Origin of the sequence: Shewanella sp. 10N.286.54.B9 (assembly GCF_041468565.1) — a bacterium.
GTDB lineage: Bacteria > Pseudomonadota > Gammaproteobacteria > Enterobacterales > Shewanellaceae > Shewanella.
The window spans coordinates 1-18,301 of record NZ_JBFRIY010000026.1; the positions used below are offsets into that span (position 1 = coordinate 1).

The following is an 18,301-nucleotide window of genomic DNA, read 5'->3' on the forward strand; positions in this document are numbered from 1 at the left end:
AATAAAAGAATTGAAACGAAGCCAAAGGGCCGCGTTTCTTGGCTATTTTTACTGTGTTGTAGACTATTTGTGGAGAATAACTAAACGGCATAGCCTCCGCCTTGTCAAAATAGCCAATAAACTGCGGCAAAAACAACCGTGAAAGATCAACAGCCCCTAACTATTTTTCTGAAATGAATGCTTTTCATATCGAAGCTGTTGAGTGATTACTGATAACTATCAATTGTTGTGCAAAAGAAAAGGCAACAGTAAAAATGCTGTTGCCTTTAGGCTGTTTGCTATATTTATAAGCCCTTGGTTATAGGGTGATTATAGGGCTACTAGCAATACACTAAGCCTTAAATACACTGATCTTTTGCTTAATATCATCGGCTATTATTGCTAGATCTTCCGCTGAACTCACGGTATCTCCCGAGCGCTGTTCACCATCTCTGGCAAGCTCCGTTATTTGGTGCAGATTTCGGGTGATCTCTTCAGCCACTGCACTTTGTTGCTCAGTTGCGCTGGCAATACTGCTTGAAGCTGTTGCAAGTTCACCAATACTTTCGGTAATCGTGATTAATAGCTCTGTAGCTTCTTTGCCCTGTATTGCTGAGCGATCACCAAGCTCATTGCTTTGGTTCATTTGCGTCGCAGTGGCTTTTACTTGAGTTTGCAATTGAGCAATAGTTTGCGAGATCTCAGAGGTCGACGTTTGTGTGCGTTGAGCTAAAGTACGCACTTCATCGGCAACAACAGCAAAGCCACGGCCTTGTTCTCCAGCTCTTGCAGCTTCAATGGCGGCATTTAGTGCCAGCAAGTTTGTTTGCTCGGCAATGCTATTAATGACTTCAGTGACCTGACTGATGGCGATGCTCTCTTGGCTAACAAGCTCCACGCTTGAGTGGCTGGTTGCTAGCTGCTGGCTCAGAGCTTCTAAGCCATGTAATAGCTGCTCCAAATGCTGTTTACCGTCTTGACTTGCAACATCAACTTGCTGACTCATACTTGCGCCTTCGCTGGCATGGTTAGCAACATCACGCACAGAGGCCGACATCTCTTCGATTGCGGTGGCTATTTGGTCCGTTTGCGCCATTAATGCTTGAGACTCTTCGCCGTTTAGTCTGGCTGTTTCTTGAGTTTGCAAAGAGTGAGCCTGCAAAGAGGTTACTGATTGCTGCAGAGACAGAATGAGTTCCCTTAAGTTCGTCGCCATGCGCGAGGCACTTTGGGTGATCTGGTCAACCTCATTTTGTGAATTTGCATCCGTGTTAGCAAAGGATTGTGAAAGATCACCTTTACCTAAGTTGTCTAGCTGTACTTCCAACGCTCTAAGCGGCTTTAGTGTTCTAAGCAATATTAGTGATAGTAATAGAGTAATCACCAGCAAGCCAATAACACTGACTGCAAAGTTTATCGTCAGTAACTGGCCACTTTCTTCGTTGAGCTCTTTCATTGGAACTTGACCCACTAACGCCCAGTTCCAGCCTGGTATATTAATGGTGTAAGCGTATGACATTGAACCATTATTATTGCGGTACTCAAATGAGCCTCTGTCCATTAATGCTTGCTCAATGGTGATACCGTTTAGCACCTGATTGCCGACCTCAGCGCCGACCTCATCACCTGGGTGAGCCACAATAGTATTGTCTGACTTACGAATGATAAGGAAGCTACCTGACTCTTCTAAACGTAAGCTGTTAGTGGCTTTACGAAGTTGCTCTAGCGAAGCACTGATATCAAAACCGATATAGAGAATACCAATAACTTCGCCAGAGGCACTTTTTATTGGACGGTAAACGGTCATGTAGTCTTTACCAAAGAGACGAGCGTATCCCTCAAAGACTTGCCCTTTAAGCAATGTAGCGTAACCTGGATGGCTTTTACCTAGATGAGTACCGAGGGCTCGCTTGCCATCAGCCTTTTTCAAGGAGGTAGCGATACGCATAAAATCTTCGCCATCCCTTACAAATACCGTTGCGTTACCGCCTGTTAGCTTCGAATAACGATCGACCTTACTCTTAGAAGAGTTGATCTGCTCTCGTTCATGAACCAGTGCAGGGGTCGCTTTTCCCATGACTCGAACCGTTCTATCAGGCTTATGAAAATTACCTGGATACATGGCTCGAAAAACATCGGCATTACGATGAGCAAGCGCTAATAAGCTGTCGTATTGCAGTTCGATTAGATCAGCAGTGCCGTGCATTTGTGCTTGCAGTGCAGTTTCTGCTTTTTCTGTTAGCACATTTGAAGCAGACATATAGGAGATGCTGCCTAAAATGCCAAAAACGATAATGGTGAGAATAAATGCGACCAATCCGATCTGTTTGGCTACTGGCCAGTTTTTATAATTCATAACGGCTTCTAGTTATAGTTAGAAAGTAGCGCTTAATTTAATCGAATTATCAAACAATAAATTTGATATAGGTCTATTAGTTATCGAATTTAGCTAAAAATGCTAATAATAAGTTTTTAATTGATGGTGTCTGTTATAAGTCACTAATTTATAGGTATATATAAGTCTAATATAATGAAGCCCTCTAATGGGAGGGCTTTATGTTCAATCTATTTATTACAAAGTGGCAATGAAATAAAACTAAGTTGTAGAAATAGCATCCACATTTTCTATCGGTGTATTTATAGTGTTCTTTTTAGGACGCATAATTAAATGGTACATAGTTGGCACCCAAACTAAAGAAAGAAGAGTCGTCAGTAGTGTTCCACCTGCAATGGCTATTGCAAAGGGAGGCCAGAACCCACCGCCAGCGATAATCAATGGCAGGAAACCACCGATAGTCGTAATGGTCGTTGAGCCGATATGGCGGCCACAGCTGGTAACAAGATCAACAATCACATGGCTATCGCCATCTCTAGCGGCGGGAACCTCTTCCAACTCGGCTAAAATAACAATAGCGGCATTGATAGCAAGTCCCATTAAACCTAGCAGACCAATAATCACGGTAAAGCCGAACGGGTAGCCAAATGTATAAACAGCAAGTAAGCCAAGTCCCGCTGATTGCATCGCGCTAAACAGTATAATAGCGGTTAATCTAAATGAGTTAAAAGATAGAACAACGGTGGCAAAAAGTAGTGTCACCACTAGCACTAGGTTTGACATCAAATTGCCGACAGCTTCATTACGTTTTGCGCTTTCACCGCCGACCTCAATGCGATAGCCTCCCGGCAATGCAATAGCATCAAGCTTATCTTTAGCGCGGTTGAGTACCTCTTGTGGTAGTACACCGCTAGTGATGTAGGCTTCAATCGTGTTAACGCGTTGTCCATCTCTGCGCGGAATTGCGCCGCGGCTTACTTCAATTTTGTTGCTTGATATGGCCGACAATGGAATACCATTGCCATTGCCCGACACCAACATTAATCCAGATAGCTTGGTTTGCTCTTCGCGGGTACTGTCATGCAGCCTTACCCTGATAGGTAGAGATTCCGTTTGCTCTAGAATACTGCCGCCATTTATTCCGGTGGTCGCCATTTCAACTTGCTTGGCGATATCTGTTAATGACAAGCCGCTCATCAGACTGGCATCTTCATTGACCTGTAACCAGACTTTAGGCGCGCCTGCACTTAAAGTGGCGCGAGTGTGGATAACGTCAGTAGTATCACTGAGCACTTTCCTGACTTGCTCACCAAGTAGTTTCAGTTGGTCGAGGTTAGGGCCAAAAATTCGCAACTCTACCGGAGCATTGAATGGAGGCCCTTGTTCAAGCTTTCTTACAATAACCTGAGCTTGTGGGAAATCAATATCGAGCGATTTTTGTAGCTGTGGAATAAGCTTATTTGCAGTATCGAAGTCACTGACTTTTACCATGGCTTGGGCGTAATGACTCGCCCCTTGTTGACGCTGCAGTAGATTGTAGTAAAAAGAGGGAGCGTTACCGCCAATCACCCAATCTATTCGGGTGATGCCGTCAGTTTCTCTAAGGGCTTTATCCATTAGATCCACCTGAATGCGAGTATTGTCGACACTGACATGGGGCGCTAAATAAACTTCTATTTGAAACATATCTCGATCTGACGGTGGAAAGAATTGTTCAGTCATCTTACCCGCGGCAATAAAGCCCATAACGGGGAGAATACCTATCACAACGGCTGATAGTAGCGGGCGAGACAGTGCAAAAGATAAACTGCGCCTAAAGGCATTGCTCATTAGTGGCAGCTTTATACCGTGGTGGTACCAGCGCGTACCTTTGCCATCAACACCAAAGCGACCCGCCAGTCCTGCAATGATGGTGTGTGAGATAATAAATGAGCCGAGTAGAGCGAACATTACAGAGATGGCAATACCACCAACAAACTCGCCGGCAGCGCCAGGCATTAATACAATCGGCGCGAAAGCTAGCATGGTGGTAATGGTGGAGCCTGCCAATGGTAGCCATAAATGTTGTAAGGTTTCTTTCACGGCGCGAATTCTATCTTGCCCTTGTTGGCGTCGTTGAGAAATAGCATCAACAATAACAATGGCGTTATCAACCATGATCCCAAGCGCGACAACTAAACCTGTGACTGACATCTGATGGATCGGTAAGCCGATATACTTCATGCAGGCGAGCGTGAATAGCGCGGTGAGTGGCAGTGATAGCGAGACAATAACGGCATTTCTGAGGCCAAGGGTTAGCATCAGTACCGCAAGAATTATCACAAAGCCCAGTAGCAGGCTACCGACTAATCCGCTCAGTCTGTCTGTGGTGTAATGCTCTTGGTCAAATAACCATTCAATTTCAATATTGGCGGGGATGCCAGCTTGCATCTCATCGACAACAAGACGCACTTTTTCAAGCCAAAGATCGACGCGTGTATTGTTAAGCATACGCGCGGCAACCATCACTCCTTGTTGCTGCTCAATCAGTGCTATGCTGGTGGCTGGCATTTTCGGTTGCCTGCTAATACTAGCAATATCGCCTAAACGGATGATCTGACCTGTACTGGTGACTTTTAACGGAACCTCTCTTACACGCGCCATGGAATCGAGCTCCCCTGACACCTCTACTAGGGCTCTAAAGTTATTATTGTTAATTTCCCCGGCGGCTACTTTTGCATCAGCATTATGTAAAATCTGCGCGATCTGTTTCGGACTTAGCTGTAGTTGGTTAACCTTATGACCATCAAGCTGAACTAAAATTTCCTCTGTGGGTTGGCCATATAGTTTGACAAAATTGGTGCCATTTAACAGTCGGAGTCGGCTTTGAAGCTCTTTGGCATAACGATTTAGCATGTCTGTGCGCACAGCACCTTCGCCGCGCCAAGCTACGCCCAGAATCGCAGTATTGGCATAGCCAACTTTATCATCGAGAATGGCATTTTGTGCTGAGGTTGGTAGCAGACCTTTTGCATCTGAGATCATATCACGGGCGCGTGACCAAACAGGTGCCGTCTCAAGCACACTGTCTTTAAGCTCAAGTTGAATTACCGAAATCCCCGGGCGAGATGTTGATTGGACTAGCTTTAACTCTTCTAGACGGCGTAACTCACTTTCTAGCACTTCGGTGACTAACGCTTCAACGCGCTCCGCTGAGGCACCAGGATAGTGAGTGATAACAGAAGCGAAGCGGTTAGTGATATCGGGATCTTCCATACGCGGCAGGCTGGATATTGCGCCCAAGCCAGCCACTAATAACAGTGCGATGACCAAGCTGATTAAGCGGCCATTCTCTACTAATGCCTTAACCATTTTGACTACCTCGTTGCTAAGCTAGTTTGGCGGATCACGATTTGGCCTGCGACTAGCTTATGCAAACCTTGGTCAACATATGACTCATTTTCGCTAATGGCACCGTTAATAAAGGCTTTGTCTTTTGCGGTATAGATGATCTCTACATCCCTGCGTTCAACTCTGTCGCGTTGTTTATCATCTTTGCTAATCACATAGATGTTCCATAAACCGCGAACGCCGTCAGTTAATGCTGAGATAGGCACCCAGTAACCGTCAGCTTCTATTGCGTGTTGGTAAGCAAGGTAACTCAGTTCACCATTGATTACGTCTGCATCTGCAGGCAGTGTCACTCGAAGCTCTACGGTACGGGTGACAGGATCTAACTCAGCGCCTATCCCGGCAATTGTCGCTTGGTAGAACTTATCTCTCACACGCAAACTAACCTTTTGGCCACTGTTTAAGCTATTTGATACCGCAACTGGAACGCCAATATAAGCCTGAACATTATTGTGTTCAATCAAGGTAAATACTGGGCTTCCTACTGCAATCACTTCACCAAGGTTATGGCGACGCTTACTAATGTTGCCACTGAACGGGGCGATGAGATCTGACTTTTGTATTTTGAGCTGGTTGGCTTGGAATGAAGCGGCAAGGCGGTTTTTTGCGGCTAATAAACTATCGAGTTGACCTTGTTGCTCATCCAGTTGCTGCTCTGATGTGTAGCCTTGCTTTTTCAACTTCAAGCTTCTGTTTAAGGTTGCTGTGGCTAAATCTAAATCGGCTTTATTTTGTGCAAGACTGGCGTTTAGCTCATTCTCTTGTGCTTGTAATAATCGAGTGTCTAGCTGAGCCAGTAGTTGCCCTTGTACAACACTGTCGCCACTGTCGACCAAAAGTGCATTAATTTTTCCCGCTAACTCAAAACCCACTCCGGTGGTATTTCCCGCACGAATGGTGCCTGAAAATTCTTGCGAGTAAGGATAAGAGGATTCAGCCACTAATTCACTGCTACTAACGGATTGATAACTCGGTGCGTCTGTTGCTACCACAGGGGCGTCTTGGCATGCCGTTAGTATGCTAATAGCAGCTAAGCTTAAAACCAGACTACGACGAGTCAGAGCTCTTATAATATCCATTTTATAAAATCCGTTTGGGTAAAGTTAATGGTTAACACAGCGTAAAGGAAACGTTAAACTAGACTGTCTAGTCTATTTTGTAAGAACTAGACTGTCCAGTCCATTTTATGATTAAATGGCTTAACTGATATTTTTCAGCAGCCTAAAAAGAGCGTGAATGCCAATGAATACTCCAGTGATGAGCCGTAGTGAGCAAAAAAGAGATCAAATTTTGCTTGCTGCTAAAGAGCTTTTTTGTGAACAAGGCTTTCCAAATACCAGTATGGATGAAGTGGCAAAGCTTGCGGGTGTGTCTAAGCAAACTGTGTACTCCCACTTTGGTTGCAAGGATGATCTGTTCGTCGCTTCGATTGAATCTAAGTGCATCATGCATGGCGTTAATGATGAGATGTTGGCAGACCCTTCACTTCCTGAAACGACCTTGGCTATGTTTGCTAAGCACTTCGGTGAGGTGATCACCAGTCCCGAAGCGATTACCGTTTTTAAAGCCTGTGTGTCGCAAGCAGATAGCCATCCTGAAATCTCCAAATTATTCTATAGCGCAGGCCCTGAGAACATACTGGGCTTGTTAAGTGACTATTTTATTAAGGTGGCAGAATTAGGGAATTACCAATTTGATAACCCTCACCATTGTGCTGTTCGCTTTTGCTTATTGATGTTTGGTGAGATGCGAATGAAGCAGGAGCTAGGGCTCGATATTACTGAGCTATTGGCTGATAGAGAGGAATATCTTAGTGGTAGCGTTGAAATGTTCTTAAGTGCTTATAAGATAAATTAAGTGTTAACTTTTCTTTCTGTTACAAAGTGATCCTATTTTCATTAACAAACGTAAGTTAGAGTCAGAATAACAATTAAGATTGTCTCCTTTTCCGCTAATGGAGTTAGCATGCAAATAAAACCGATATTAATCACCTCAATGGTTGTTTCCACTATGGCGCTGTCGTCATATGCATATGCCAAGCCTGGCAAACAATATTCACCATTAAGCGTTAGCGTATCGAGAATTGCCACTGGAACTGCAGGGGTGGGTGAGCAAGGTAATGAATTACAGCGCGATCAGTGGATGTTTGATTTAAAGACCGGCATGCCGCTCAACAAGCAGTGGATGATTGGCGCCAAGCTCGGTTACGACAACCTTGACTACGACTGGACATCTACCAGCATTGCAGGTCGACAGACTTGGGACAAGATTGAGCGTTACCGCGCAAGTGTGTCTTTGTCTTACCGCCCAGATGACCATTGGATGTTTATATTAGCGCCTAAGATCCAATACGCAGCATCGGACAACGCGTCACTGAGCAATGCGCAGAGCTATGGTGCATTTCTATCTGCAATGTACCGTTTTGGCTCCGGCAATATGATTGGTTTTGGTGTGGGCTACCTTAATGATATTGATGAGGTTAGAACGGTGCCGTTTATAGCCGTTAACTGGCAAATTACCGATAAGCTTAAGTTAGGCAATCCGTTCTCTGCCGGGTTTAGTGGGCCTGCAGGTCTTGAACTCAGTTATGCAATGAATCCTGACTGGGATTTTGGGGTGGGAACATCTAAAAGAACTAACCGCTTCTTGATTGCTGATGATGAAGAGACGGCGGAGATTGACGAGTGGGTGAGCTTTGCGCGAGTCGGTTGGAAGGTTAACTCATCATTCAGCGTTAACGGTTACGCTGGTTACTTCTTTAATGGCGAACTTGAATTGAATCCGCAAAACAGTAAAGAAGAGATTGAAAGCCAAGGCGCATTGGCCTTGGATCTCACTTACAAATTCTAAGCCAGTTTTGCTTAAAAGGTATTACTTGCCCAACATCGCTTTCTTTAAGCTTTTTTGGGCGGGTGCATCACCTAACCATATGTTTAACAATGCTTGACGAAACGGCTCACTGCTTATCGTTGCTTGTGCGACGCCATTCTTAAAGGCGGTAACACCGTCTGCTTTACTTGCCAGCAGGGTGAACTGATCACCCTCAACGATTTCGTCGCTGAACAACCCCATAAATTGATCTATCTGCCCCTGAATTGGTGTGGTATTACCATCAGTTGCATCATCAAAACCTTCGTTAATCGCATCAGCCATTTTTTCGGCGGTGATCATACCTGAAGTAATGTTCAACCTAACGGCTGCATTGTCAGCCGATAAAACGGCAGCAGTGTTATCGAGAGTTTGCGGAAGATATAAGCTGCCTACATAGAGGTCGATAAAAAACTTACTACGAACGCCAGCGCCATTGAGTACTAAGTTTTGCTCGTTCAGCGTCACAGTGTCATTAAGTTGAACACCAGATACCTCTTTAGCTTGCAAGGTAAACGGGAGTAGTAGCGCTGTAGCAAGCGCCAGTTTTGCAAGTAATGTCATAATAACCTCAAATCGATGCGTTTTATCCGCGGTTGCCTAGTTTGTACTGACCGCTCTGCAAAAACATAATTGCTTGTTTTTGTTTAGGTGAAATAAGCAGTGGACCATCATCAAAAAACAGGAAGCACTTCCAGTTCCTGACAAATACATCCCAACGGGTTTCAATAACTTGGTATTTCTCATAGCAAAAATAGACTTTAGCGCTATCTTGCCAATCTATATGCAGCGCTATCGGCTCTGGAAGAGCTGCTTCTTCGCTGTCCCAGGCACTTTGCCAATGCTCTGTATCTGTCCAGGCGCTATCTTTAGCTGCCCAATCGCCTTTACCAAATTGTTCCGCATAGCTGCTTTTATTGCTTATCCACTTATTCCAAACTTCCATAGACGCTTTTTGAGATAGTGGTTTAATCAGCGCTTTATCTTCATCGGTAACGGGTAAGTCTTTGTGGTTGAAAATCCACTTACGTTTGTATTGTGCTAACGGAATATAGGTGTCTGACACACGGCCTCTCTGTTGAATTTATTTTGCTAAACATGCAGTGCTCGACATTATATACGCAAACGAACTCTAGGGGCATATAGCGGCTCGTTTTTTAATTGCAGTAATGAGCTCTGTTGATAATTGAATAATCGCTATTGGGTATTGATTTTGTTGCTGCGTAGAAAGCCAAAGAAGGGTAAGTAACTAATTAACATTACAATTGTTATGGGTATTGTTGCTAATTATCAATAGTTTAATACTCTGCTGCTGAAGGCTATTTAACCCAAGTTTAGAATAAGTTTCTTCAAAATCTCATTTTGACTTTATAAAGGTCACAATTTTGTAACATTCGCTACTGTTGGTCTACTTTTTTGATGACACAAGTTACAATACAACTTTATTGGATATAATGTGCAAAATATTGCTCTGTCGTATTGCATATTATTTTTTGGCTTTGATGTGATTTTATTAGCATGAAAATCAATTGATTGAAAAGGGATAGTTGAAAATACGTCTATGACACTAAAATACAAATTACTATATTCGTTTATTGTATTGGGGATGGTTCCGGCTGCCATCATTGCTTTTTTTGCTTTGTATATCGCTAGCAGTAGTATTGAAGAGCAAGCTTACGATCAGTTAACTTCAATGCGAGAGATTAAGAAAAACCAACTGGAAGAATACTTCCTGCAAACTCAGAAAGATCTCTCTTTAATTAACACGGTATGGTCGGATAACTTAAAGCTAGATTCTGAGTTGAGACCGGAGCTGTTAGCCCAGCTAAAACATGACTTCTTTGAGTCTTTTATCAATGAGTACAACTATTACGATCTATTTATTATTGATGAAACTGGCGAGATATTTTATAGCGTCGCAAAAGAAGCTGATTACAAAACAAATTTAAAGTCTGGACCTTATAACAACTCAGGTTTAGGGCGACTATTCCAAAAAGTCGCTATGAGTCAGCAGGTAGAAATAGAAGATTTTGCGCCTTATGCCCCCAGCAATAATGAACCCGCGAGCTTTATCGCCGAACCTATTAAGGTTAACGGTAAAGTGATAGGGGTGATTGCTCTGCAATTATCAATTGAAAAAATAAACCAAATCATGCAATTCCGTCAGGGAATGGGTGATACCGGTGAAACCTATCTTGTTGGTAGTGATTTTAAAATGCGTTCAGACTCTTTCTTAGATCCTATCGGACACTCTGTTGTTGCAAGTTTCGCCGGAAACGTCCGAAGTAATGGCGTTCAAACAGAAGCGGTAAGCGCAGGCTTTAGAGGTGAATCGAGTACCGATATCATTATCGACTATAACGGTAACCCAGTTTTATCATCTTATACCCCTGTGGAGTTTCTGGGCTTATCTTGGGTGTTACTGGCAGAGATTGATGAGTCTGAAGCCTTTGCAGCTTTAAATTACCTGCAAACAATTATCACTATTATCTGTTTATTAACGGTTTCCGGGATTATTTTGGCGACCTTTTTTATCGCAAAATCAATACTTAAACCAATAGGTGGGGAGCCTGCAGAGATGGAATCATTAACCCGCAAGATAGCCGAGGGTGACTTGACTACTCACTTCAATAGCAGTGCTAACCATACTGGCGTATACGCATCCATGGTTTCGATGACACAGAGCTTGACTCGCATGATGGGATCTTTGACTCATGTAACCTCTGAGTTATCAAGTGCTGCCGAGCAAACCAGTAGCACCAGTGTGCAAGCTAGTGCTAGCTTACAAGAGCAGCAAGCGAGCATTGAAACAGTCTCATCTGCTATGTATGAAATGTCAGAAACTATCGAAAGTGTTTCTGAAAATGCCCGTTCAGTGGCTGACTTGTCAAATAACGCCACAGAGACATCAAAGCTTGCCAGCCACAATGTCAGCAATACGATTGAAGAGCTACATGAGCTGGTTGATGAGGTGGGAACCGCCACAGAAGTCATTGCAGAGATTGAATCAAAAAGCCAAGGTATCGGCTCTATTTTAGAGGTTATTAGAGGGATCTCAGAGCAAACTAACCTATTAGCGCTTAATGCAGCGATTGAAGCTGCAAGGGCGGGTGAGCAAGGGCGAGGTTTTGCGGTTGTTGCCGATGAAGTACGCCAATTAGCGCAGAAAACACAGCTATCTACCGCGGATATCGAAGAGATGATTGCGCAACTTCAGTTAGATACCCAAAATGCCGTCGCGGTGATGAAGCAGAGCAGTGAACATACGCAAAAGACTATTCAAGCTGCCGCTAGCAGCAAAGAGTCTATCCAGCTGGCAATGGAAGAGATGCTAAGTATCTCAGCCAATGCAGAGCAGATCGCAACGGCTACAGGCCAGCAATCATTAGCGGCCCAAGAGATAAGCCAGAGCATCACAGCGATTAATGATACCGCGGCGCAAAATGCAGCGGGTTCTGAGCAAGTTGCTGCGGCAAGTGAACATATTGATCAGCTATCAAAGCAGCTAAGCTCGTTAACCGCGCAATTTAAAATCAAAAGCTAGCCTAGAGCAACAGCTATTTTCGACGTTAAAAATTAAAATACTAGATACAATAAAGTGCCAGCCATACTGTGGCACTTTATTGATGATTGCTATCGTTTAAGCAATCATCAGTTCAGTCAATCATCCTTTGTCGTTCGTTTATTATTCACCTGTTTGTTGGCGCACAGTTTTTATACTTAACGCACTCATTTCATTACTATTCATTGCAATTTTTCAGGAGGTGTATTACTTTTCCAACATAAAACTAAAGAGGGACTTTTTGTGTCGTTACTAAGGACAGTTTGGCTATATTGCCTGCTCATTTTTTTACTCTGGGGTTGTGCGGTCGATAAAAGGCCTGATCAATACACCAGTGCTATTACTGTAAGTGGATCTTTATCTGCTCATGCCAGTCACCTTTCCCAATACAAGGACTTACAAAAAGCGCTCAAGTATCGAAATTTGAGTGTAACTGATGCGGGTGAAGTATTACCTATTAATCAGAGCGTTTGTAATGCTGCGCTTTTCTATCGCGTCACTCAAACTAATCTTCCTCAGTACATAGGCAAGCATCAAGATCTATTATCTGGTTTCTATATCGATGTTGCGCAAGTTAATCGTAGTTGGCTGGTGGTGGATACCGATAATGACTTTTCGACAGTCAACAACCAACAACAACTGACAGATATTGCTGCAAGCTTAACGCCCAAAATGATGCGCCAAGATGTCATCATTATTCGGCCAGCCCCTGGTTTAGATAGCGCCAGTTTGATTGACTTAGCACAAACCGCTAAAACGCTTTTTCAAGGTCATAGACTGCAATTTATTGTCGATAAACAGCACTTTGCATTAATGAATAATTTGGTTGTTGAGCCACTATCCACAGCGGCGTCGCAATCCCATGCCTTCATCGCAGCGACTGAGAAAACCTCTGATTCGCGTAAGCGTATGATTATGACCATGGACAGCTTTGACGTTGAAGACCCTATCGCCATCGTCGTCGACTCGCAGCCGTTAACAGCCTGCATGCAAGCTAACAAGCATGCCATTTTGTCGCCAACACAAAGCGTGACAGCAGCGCCGTTGAAAGTGGATGCGGTTTTACTTGCGAGCGTATTACCATCTAATGCTGATTTTAACCGCCTACCGGAGCAGCAACAGCTGCTCAGCCAAGGTCAATATCTGAGCATTAATAACCAGCAACTAAGTTACCGTGTACATGACAAACTGCCGAATAATCGCTGTAGTTTGCTAAAGAAAGGCGATGAAGATTATCAGTACTGCATAGACAGACAACAAGATGGCGAAACAGTCACCACGACGAAAAAATACATTATGAAGAAACAGAAATGAAGCAAAGTAAGTTTTTAAATCATGCAAAAATCTGGATGTTGCTCGGTCTATTTATCGTTTATGTCTGTTTAGAGTTATCGCTAAACATCTTATTGATTGATATGTATGCGCAGCCGATCCAAGCTGTTTTTGGGGAACATCTAATTACCGCAGAGCGGCTAGAGTTGTTTGGTCGAACCCTGTCTGGTTTTGGTTTAGCACTGGCTGTGGCCACTTTTATTCCAGCCAAACAGTTTAATTTACTTATTCGTGATAAAAGCCAGAAAGTAACAGCAAATACAGCATTAACACCTAAAACTGCTCGGCTTATAAATGGAGTTTTTCGTCCGCTATTGCTTGTGGTTGTTTGGGCATTAATTATCCCTTGCTTGCGGATTGCGGTCGATGGTGTTGTCGATACAACTTCAAATGAGAAGAAACTGGGCGCAGTGCGGGCCATTGTTTATAAAGAAGCGTACTTAGCTGAAACCGTTGCTATTGACGGATTCCCGCAATTTGATGAGATTGTTAGCGACCCGAAACGTAGAGATTTGATGGTGGCGCTTATTCCATCTTTGGCTTATTTTTCTAGCGGATTTAATCAGCTGATTGAATCCAACTTAGAGAACATGGCTGATCAGTTCTTACTTAATCGCCAAGAAGAGTATTTCATTAAAGACGCTATTCCTCGAATTAGGCAGTTTGACCGCACCTATAAGCAGGAGTTGGCAAGTTACCAAAAGGCGAGTAAAGGCTACCTTGAGGCGTTAAAAAAAGAGAATAATTACTCGTTGATTGAGCGAGAGCGAGTGACTTTACAAAATAAAGCCAACGATAAAATAAATAACCATTGGAAAAGCTATTCACAGGCGTTGCTAGATGCCGATAACTATAAAAAAGAGGTCGCAGAGGACTCTACTAACGCGATTCGAAAGGGTTATAGCTCAGTCAAAGATGATTATTTTAGCTCAAACTGTAATTCAGCATGCCGTCGGCAACTTAAAGTCGATTTTGCACAATACCTGACGACGCTTAAATACGACACCGGAGAATCGTTTGGCGTTTATTTAACAGCTGACGATATCACCGTTGCCAAGATGCTTAAGTCCAAGTATTACCTCATGGGAATGTTTGAACGTGGCCGGATCAACTATATTCACCGCGTATACGGTATTCCAGAAGAGATGGAGTATGAGGAGTACAATCGGTCATCTCGGGCATTAAAAATCGCAGTCTCTCAATTTAAAGAACAGGGCGTTAAGGTTGCTGATAACTGGAGTTTTAATGATGAAAGAGCTTTGCATCAGGCGATTGAAGCTAAGTACAAGGGCCGTGCTAAAGCGCTTTGGGCTGAGTACCGTAAAAGCTCTCGCTTTGCAGTGGCTAAACCTCGTTTAGATCGAGTGGGTTTTGCTCGTTTGCCACAAGTAACCCAATACGCCCAGAAAACTCTTGGGAGTTACTATTTAGCAGAATTTAGCCCCAGTATTTCTGAGAGTAAATATAAGAAATTATGGCTCAACAAGCAGGACAACATCTCCTTTATTAAAATGGTGACCTCTACAGCGGCCACTGCGGCATTTTCGCCTGGTGGGAGCATGTTCATGCTAGGAAAAGATGCCGTTAAGCTAGCGGTTATCCCACCTATGAGTATAGCAGCGAGCTTACTAGCCATATTTTTACTGTTTATTAAGCTTGCGGTGTATTTATGGCCTAAGAATAAGGGGTATTTAACCCTGGCAATGCTTGCCGGTATACTGGCATTTGCCTTGCCTGTAGGCGCCTCTATCGCGAACAAAAATGCTTATCACACTATGATGGGCAATTTTGCAAAAGCATTCAGTACGGTTGACCCTTTCGATAAGTTTTTCACTATCGGCTTTGGTTATGTACTTGATATTGAAAATGGCATTTTCCAAACCTACCGTGATGTTAAGGTTGTTAGGTTAGTCGGTAAAGTCATTAAATATCAGCCACCATCTCAAGCAGACAACACTGAAGATACGCCAACTGAGGTTATCGCTGATCATGACGAGCATCTATTAAGAAGCTATGATGACTTTGCCTATAACTGGCTAGTATTCTTACCTAAAAGTCTCGGGCTCGGTGAGGTGATTAAACCTTTCGACACGAATATTACCGTGCTTAAACAAGACATGAATGTTGGTGCGTATTTGGGCGTACGGCTTGAAAATGAAAAAGTGGCTGCAGTGAATATGCCTAACTTCATGCAAAATTCTGACATTGGTTTGCTAGCCGATCAAAAGTTTTTCTATAAACCTGATGTCAAAGGCTTGGTTGAAGAGTTCTCCTCTAACTATGACGATCCACAATATTGGTTACAACTGAGCCAAGGCAATATCGGTAAGCAATCGTTAATGCAAAAGCTTGAATTGAATATGGCTGCTTACCTCAATAGTAATGCATCCACTTTAGCACTGCTCAATACCCTAAATAAGAAAGGGCAGAATAACTTGATTTTACTTGAATTAGAGCGCAACAAAAAATACCGCTGCTTTGTGCTCGGTGTTGTTGATGCACAGATGATCAGTGACTCTATTAATGTCAATTTCTTCGATTACCAAGAGCTTCCTAAATGTAAGGCTGTCCTATGATAAAAAGTATTTCTAATAAGATTATAGAGTGGCTGACAAAGAATTTAGTGCTGCTGTTTATGGTCGGTGTTTTATTTGCCTGCATTCAATTTTTTAATGCACGAGAGCACCAAGCAATCAGCGAAGCCGCAAAGCAAGCTGAAATGATAAAAATTAAACTTTCAATGATTACGGAATAATAACTATGACAACGGAAACTAAGAGCAAGCGCTTCTCTTTTGAATTTGATGTGTTTAGCCTGATCACGCTAGCTGCCGTTTTATATCTAGCCTACAGCGCTCACATGACTAATATGAAAAATGCCGAAAAGTTAAATGGCCTGCTGAGTAAGTATGAACAAACTCTTGATGCGGCGATTGCCAATGACAAAGTGACCTTGGATCGCTACCAAAAGAATGTCAAAAAGGCGGTGCAGTCACTGTCGCCTAAAGAGAAAGAACTAATGCTGGCTTTGCTTGAAATCGATAGAAAGAAAAATACTCTTTAACGATGTCTATCTAGTTAGTCTCTACTGGCTTTAATCGTTCCAGTAGAGATTATCCCTATAGAGAATAAAACCTCCACTTGGAGGTTTTTTTATAGGTAAATATTAAGCTTGAGATCTTTACTCTATTTGGCGGATATAGTGCTAAGTTTAGTCGCTTTGACTGATAAATGGCTGGAAGGTAGCTAAAGATGAAAGTAAAGCAATAGACTAAATGGCTAACAGGGATTACATACGGTAGTGAAAGACTAACATTTACTATTTTGTAATCGCATATACAAAAGCTTGTATATGGTCTCCCCACAGGGACTCGAACCCCGATCGATCGCTTAGGAGGCGACTGCTCTATCCTGTTGAGCTATAGGGAGACGCCAGTGATTATACTGGTTTTACTCTAGATAGAAAGAGCGTATGAAAACTCTTTGGTTTTATCTGCTTGGTTTTTAATCAGTTAGAGTTTTATCACTAGATCATTGAGCTGAATATTCAGTGATGCGCTCACACCTTTAAGTACAGCGGTGGCACTTTCTTCGGTCACTTGGTCGATGGTGATGGTCGCTTTACTCTTGCCGGCTACCGCGCGCATGTTTTCCAGTCTATCGGGCATATTCTGTTGCAGTACCAATTGCATGGTGTCACCGACACGAATGCCGTTACGACGTCCAAGGTTGAGGATCACTCGGTCAGCTTGTCTGGCAATGACTTGTCCTAATAGCGGGCGGCAATTTAGCGTACTGTCGATATCTTGACTGGCTTCGAGTAACACATCTTTTATCATTTCGCCGTATTCAGAACGCCAAAATTGGTCACTATTAGAGTTGACCGTTTGCTGCAATGAGAATTCCCACTCAGCCGTTTGGCTATACTGTTTACTCCATACTTTCTCACCACTAATGGCATGGAATAGCGATAACCTAAACTGGAACACGCGCATTGGATCATTTTCCCATAAACCGAAGGTGCGGGTAGATTGCTCTGGTGAGATATCGATAATTTCTGGTAGCAATATATATTGGCTATCGGTTATCTCCCCTAACCAACTCGGTAATCTATAGCCGCGAACATCGACAAGAGCTTGATCGACATCTAAACGTTCGTTGGCGTGAAGGTGAGTAAAGCTGCTGCTGGAGTGGTTTTCAATAGTCTGTGCCAATTGCTCTGACAAGTTCTGTTCGAATAAGCCTAAGTTGCCATATCTCAATTGTGCTCGGTCTTTAATTAATGCTTGTGGCACTAATATAGAGGCTTTTAGTTTACTGTTTTCACAGGTTTTTTCGAATGGCTCAATCATATCTATACGAACATTAACCGTAATGTAGCCGTCCTCTACTTGCTCACTTACCATCTCTACTTGCTGGCTGTGGGCATTATGGCTAAGGGTAAAGCTATCGTTGACCAATTGGCCATTTCTCACGGTTTGTTCACTCGAAAAACGTGCGCCAGATTTTAGTGTGGCATAACTGACTGCTTGTTCAATCGCATCTTGGCGTGCTTTAGCAAGATTGTTATCAACTATCTTGGCTTGACCGCTGGCTTGGACCCATTTTGCTTGCACGGGAGAGGTGATAAACAGTGTGCAGGCCAACATAATGTTAATGATGCTAACTAAGCCGAGTTTCATATTAGTTTTCCAAGTCTTTACGCTGCATCGCAACGCATAAAAGGGGACTGCTTGTCATAAAAAGAGGGGCTATTAACGCCGACAAAATGACAGTCGTATTGATATGATTAGAATAAAGCAATAATCGTGCCCCTTATTAGGGGCTGTTGATCTT

Annotated in this window: 13 protein-coding genes and 1 tRNA gene; 7 read left to right on the top strand and 7 right to left on the bottom strand. The window is 43.2% G+C overall.

Annotated features, from left to right (window positions below; genetic code table 11):
- Positions 1 to 331: 331 nt before the first annotated feature.
- The 3 genes from AB4135_RS09960 to AB4135_RS09970 form a co-directional block, all read right to left on the bottom strand.
- Complete coding sequence (locus AB4135_RS09960) at positions 332 to 2,335, bottom strand: methyl-accepting chemotaxis protein (RefSeq protein ID WP_371992481.1); 2,004 nt, start codon at positions 2,333 to 2,335, stop codon at positions 332 to 334.
- Positions 2,336 to 2,575: 240 nt separating this feature from the next.
- A complete protein-coding gene (locus tag AB4135_RS09965) occupies positions 2,576 to 5,665 on the bottom strand; it encodes an efflux RND transporter permease subunit (protein WP_371992482.1) in 3,090 nt (1,029 codons plus the stop codon).
- Between the two features lie 5 nt (positions 5,666 to 5,670).
- Positions 5,671 to 6,783, bottom strand: coding sequence for an efflux RND transporter periplasmic adaptor subunit (locus AB4135_RS09970; protein ID WP_371992484.1), 1,113 nt, complete (start codon positions 6,781 to 6,783; stop codon positions 5,671 to 5,673).
- Between the two features lie 163 nt (positions 6,784 to 6,946).
- On the opposite strand from AB4135_RS09970, the gene AB4135_RS09975 reads away from it, so the two are divergent.
- Both AB4135_RS09975 and AB4135_RS09980 read left to right on the top strand, forming a co-directional pair.
- Positions 6,947 to 7,561, top strand: coding sequence for a TetR/AcrR family transcriptional regulator (locus AB4135_RS09975; protein ID WP_371992498.1), 615 nt, complete (start codon positions 6,947 to 6,949; stop codon positions 7,559 to 7,561).
- Between the two features lie 108 nt (positions 7,562 to 7,669).
- Positions 7,670 to 8,554, top strand: coding sequence for an autotransporter outer membrane beta-barrel domain-containing protein (locus AB4135_RS09980; RefSeq protein WP_371992485.1), 885 nt, complete (start codon positions 7,670 to 7,672; stop codon positions 8,552 to 8,554).
- Between the two features lie 21 nt (positions 8,555 to 8,575).
- On the opposite strand, the gene AB4135_RS09985 is transcribed toward AB4135_RS09980, so the two are convergent.
- On the bottom strand, positions 8,576 to 9,136 hold the full coding sequence (locus AB4135_RS09985) for a chalcone isomerase family protein (protein ID WP_371992487.1): 561 nt from the start codon (positions 9,134 to 9,136) through the stop codon (positions 8,576 to 8,578).
- Positions 9,137 to 9,158: 22 nt separating this feature from the next.
- Positions 9,159 to 9,638: a DUF2947 domain-containing protein gene (locus AB4135_RS09990; protein WP_371992489.1), complete on the bottom strand. Its 480-nt coding sequence runs from the start codon at positions 9,636 to 9,638 to the stop codon at positions 9,159 to 9,161.
- Positions 9,639 to 10,133: 495 nt separating this feature from the next.
- Between AB4135_RS09990 and AB4135_RS09995 the strand changes: the two genes are divergently transcribed.
- The 5 genes from AB4135_RS09995 (at position 10,134) to AB4135_RS10015 (ending at position 16,529) form a co-directional block, all read left to right on the top strand.
- On the top strand, positions 10,134 to 12,116 hold the full coding sequence (locus tag AB4135_RS09995) for a methyl-accepting chemotaxis protein (protein WP_371992491.1): 1,983 nt from the start codon (positions 10,134 to 10,136) through the stop codon (positions 12,114 to 12,116).
- A gap of 261 nt (positions 12,117 to 12,377) precedes the next feature.
- Positions 12,378 to 13,448 carry a hypothetical protein gene (locus tag AB4135_RS10000; protein ID WP_371992493.1) on the top strand — a complete coding sequence of 357 codons (1,071 nt, stop codon included), beginning with the start codon at positions 12,378 to 12,380 and terminating at the stop codon, positions 13,446 to 13,448.
- Positions 13,445 to 16,042: a hypothetical protein gene (locus AB4135_RS10005; RefSeq protein ID WP_371992494.1), complete on the top strand. Its 2,598-nt coding sequence runs from the start codon at positions 13,445 to 13,447 to the stop codon at positions 16,040 to 16,042. Before AB4135_RS10000 ends, AB4135_RS10005 begins: the two co-directional genes overlap by 4 nt.
- Positions 16,039 to 16,221: a hypothetical protein gene (locus AB4135_RS10010; RefSeq protein WP_371992495.1), complete on the top strand. Its 183-nt coding sequence runs from the start codon at positions 16,039 to 16,041 to the stop codon at positions 16,219 to 16,221. Before AB4135_RS10005 ends, AB4135_RS10010 begins: the two co-directional genes overlap by 4 nt.
- 5 nt (positions 16,222 to 16,226) lie before the next feature.
- Positions 16,227 to 16,529 carry a hypothetical protein gene (locus tag AB4135_RS10015; protein WP_371992496.1) on the top strand — a complete coding sequence of 101 codons (303 nt, stop codon included), beginning with the start codon at positions 16,227 to 16,229 and terminating at the stop codon, positions 16,527 to 16,529.
- A gap of 289 nt (positions 16,530 to 16,818) precedes the next feature.
- Here AB4135_RS10015 and AB4135_RS10020 read toward each other — a convergent pair.
- Both AB4135_RS10020 and AB4135_RS10025 read right to left on the bottom strand, forming a co-directional pair.
- Positions 16,819 to 16,894: transfer RNA gene (locus AB4135_RS10020), tRNA-Arg, on the bottom strand.
- 83 nt (positions 16,895 to 16,977) lie between these two features.
- Positions 16,978 to 18,147: a flagellar assembly protein FlgT gene (locus AB4135_RS10025; protein ID WP_371992497.1), complete on the bottom strand. Its 1,170-nt coding sequence runs from the start codon at positions 18,145 to 18,147 to the stop codon at positions 16,978 to 16,980.
- Positions 18,148 to 18,301 lie beyond the last annotated feature (154 nt).

What these genes read in the sequence shown, in the direction of transcription:
- AB4135_RS09970 (WP_371992484.1), bottom strand. Translation starts at nt 6,783, where the DNA reads ATGGATATTATAAGAGCTCTGACTCGTCGTAGTCTGGTTTTAAGCTTA.
- AB4135_RS10025 (WP_371992497.1), bottom strand. Translation starts at nt 18,147, where the DNA reads ATGAAACTCGGCTTAGTTAGCATCATTAACATTATGTTGGCCTGCACA.
- AB4135_RS09985 (WP_371992487.1), bottom strand. Translation starts at nt 9,136, where the DNA reads ATGACATTACTTGCAAAACTGGCGCTTGCTACAGCGCTACTACTCCCG.
- AB4135_RS09995 (WP_371992491.1), top strand. Translation starts at nt 10,134, where the DNA reads ATGACACTAAAATACAAATTACTATATTCGTTTATTGTATTGGGGATG.
- AB4135_RS10005 (WP_371992494.1), top strand. Translation starts at nt 13,445, where the DNA reads ATGAAGCAAAGTAAGTTTTTAAATCATGCAAAAATCTGGATGTTGCTC.
- AB4135_RS09980 (WP_371992485.1), top strand. Translation starts at nt 7,670, where the DNA reads ATGCAAATAAAACCGATATTAATCACCTCAATGGTTGTTTCCACTATG.
- AB4135_RS10010 (WP_371992495.1), top strand. Translation starts at nt 16,039, where the DNA reads ATGATAAAAAGTATTTCTAATAAGATTATAGAGTGGCTGACAAAGAAT.
- AB4135_RS09975 (WP_371992498.1), top strand. Translation starts at nt 6,947, where the DNA reads ATGAATACTCCAGTGATGAGCCGTAGTGAGCAAAAAAGAGATCAAATT.
- AB4135_RS09965 (WP_371992482.1), bottom strand. Translation starts at nt 5,665, where the DNA reads ATGGTTAAGGCATTAGTAGAGAATGGCCGCTTAATCAGCTTGGTCATC.
- AB4135_RS10015 (WP_371992496.1), top strand. Translation starts at nt 16,227, where the DNA reads ATGACAACGGAAACTAAGAGCAAGCGCTTCTCTTTTGAATTTGATGTG.
- AB4135_RS09960 (WP_371992481.1), bottom strand. Translation starts at nt 2,335, where the DNA reads ATGAATTATAAAAACTGGCCAGTAGCCAAACAGATCGGATTGGTCGCA.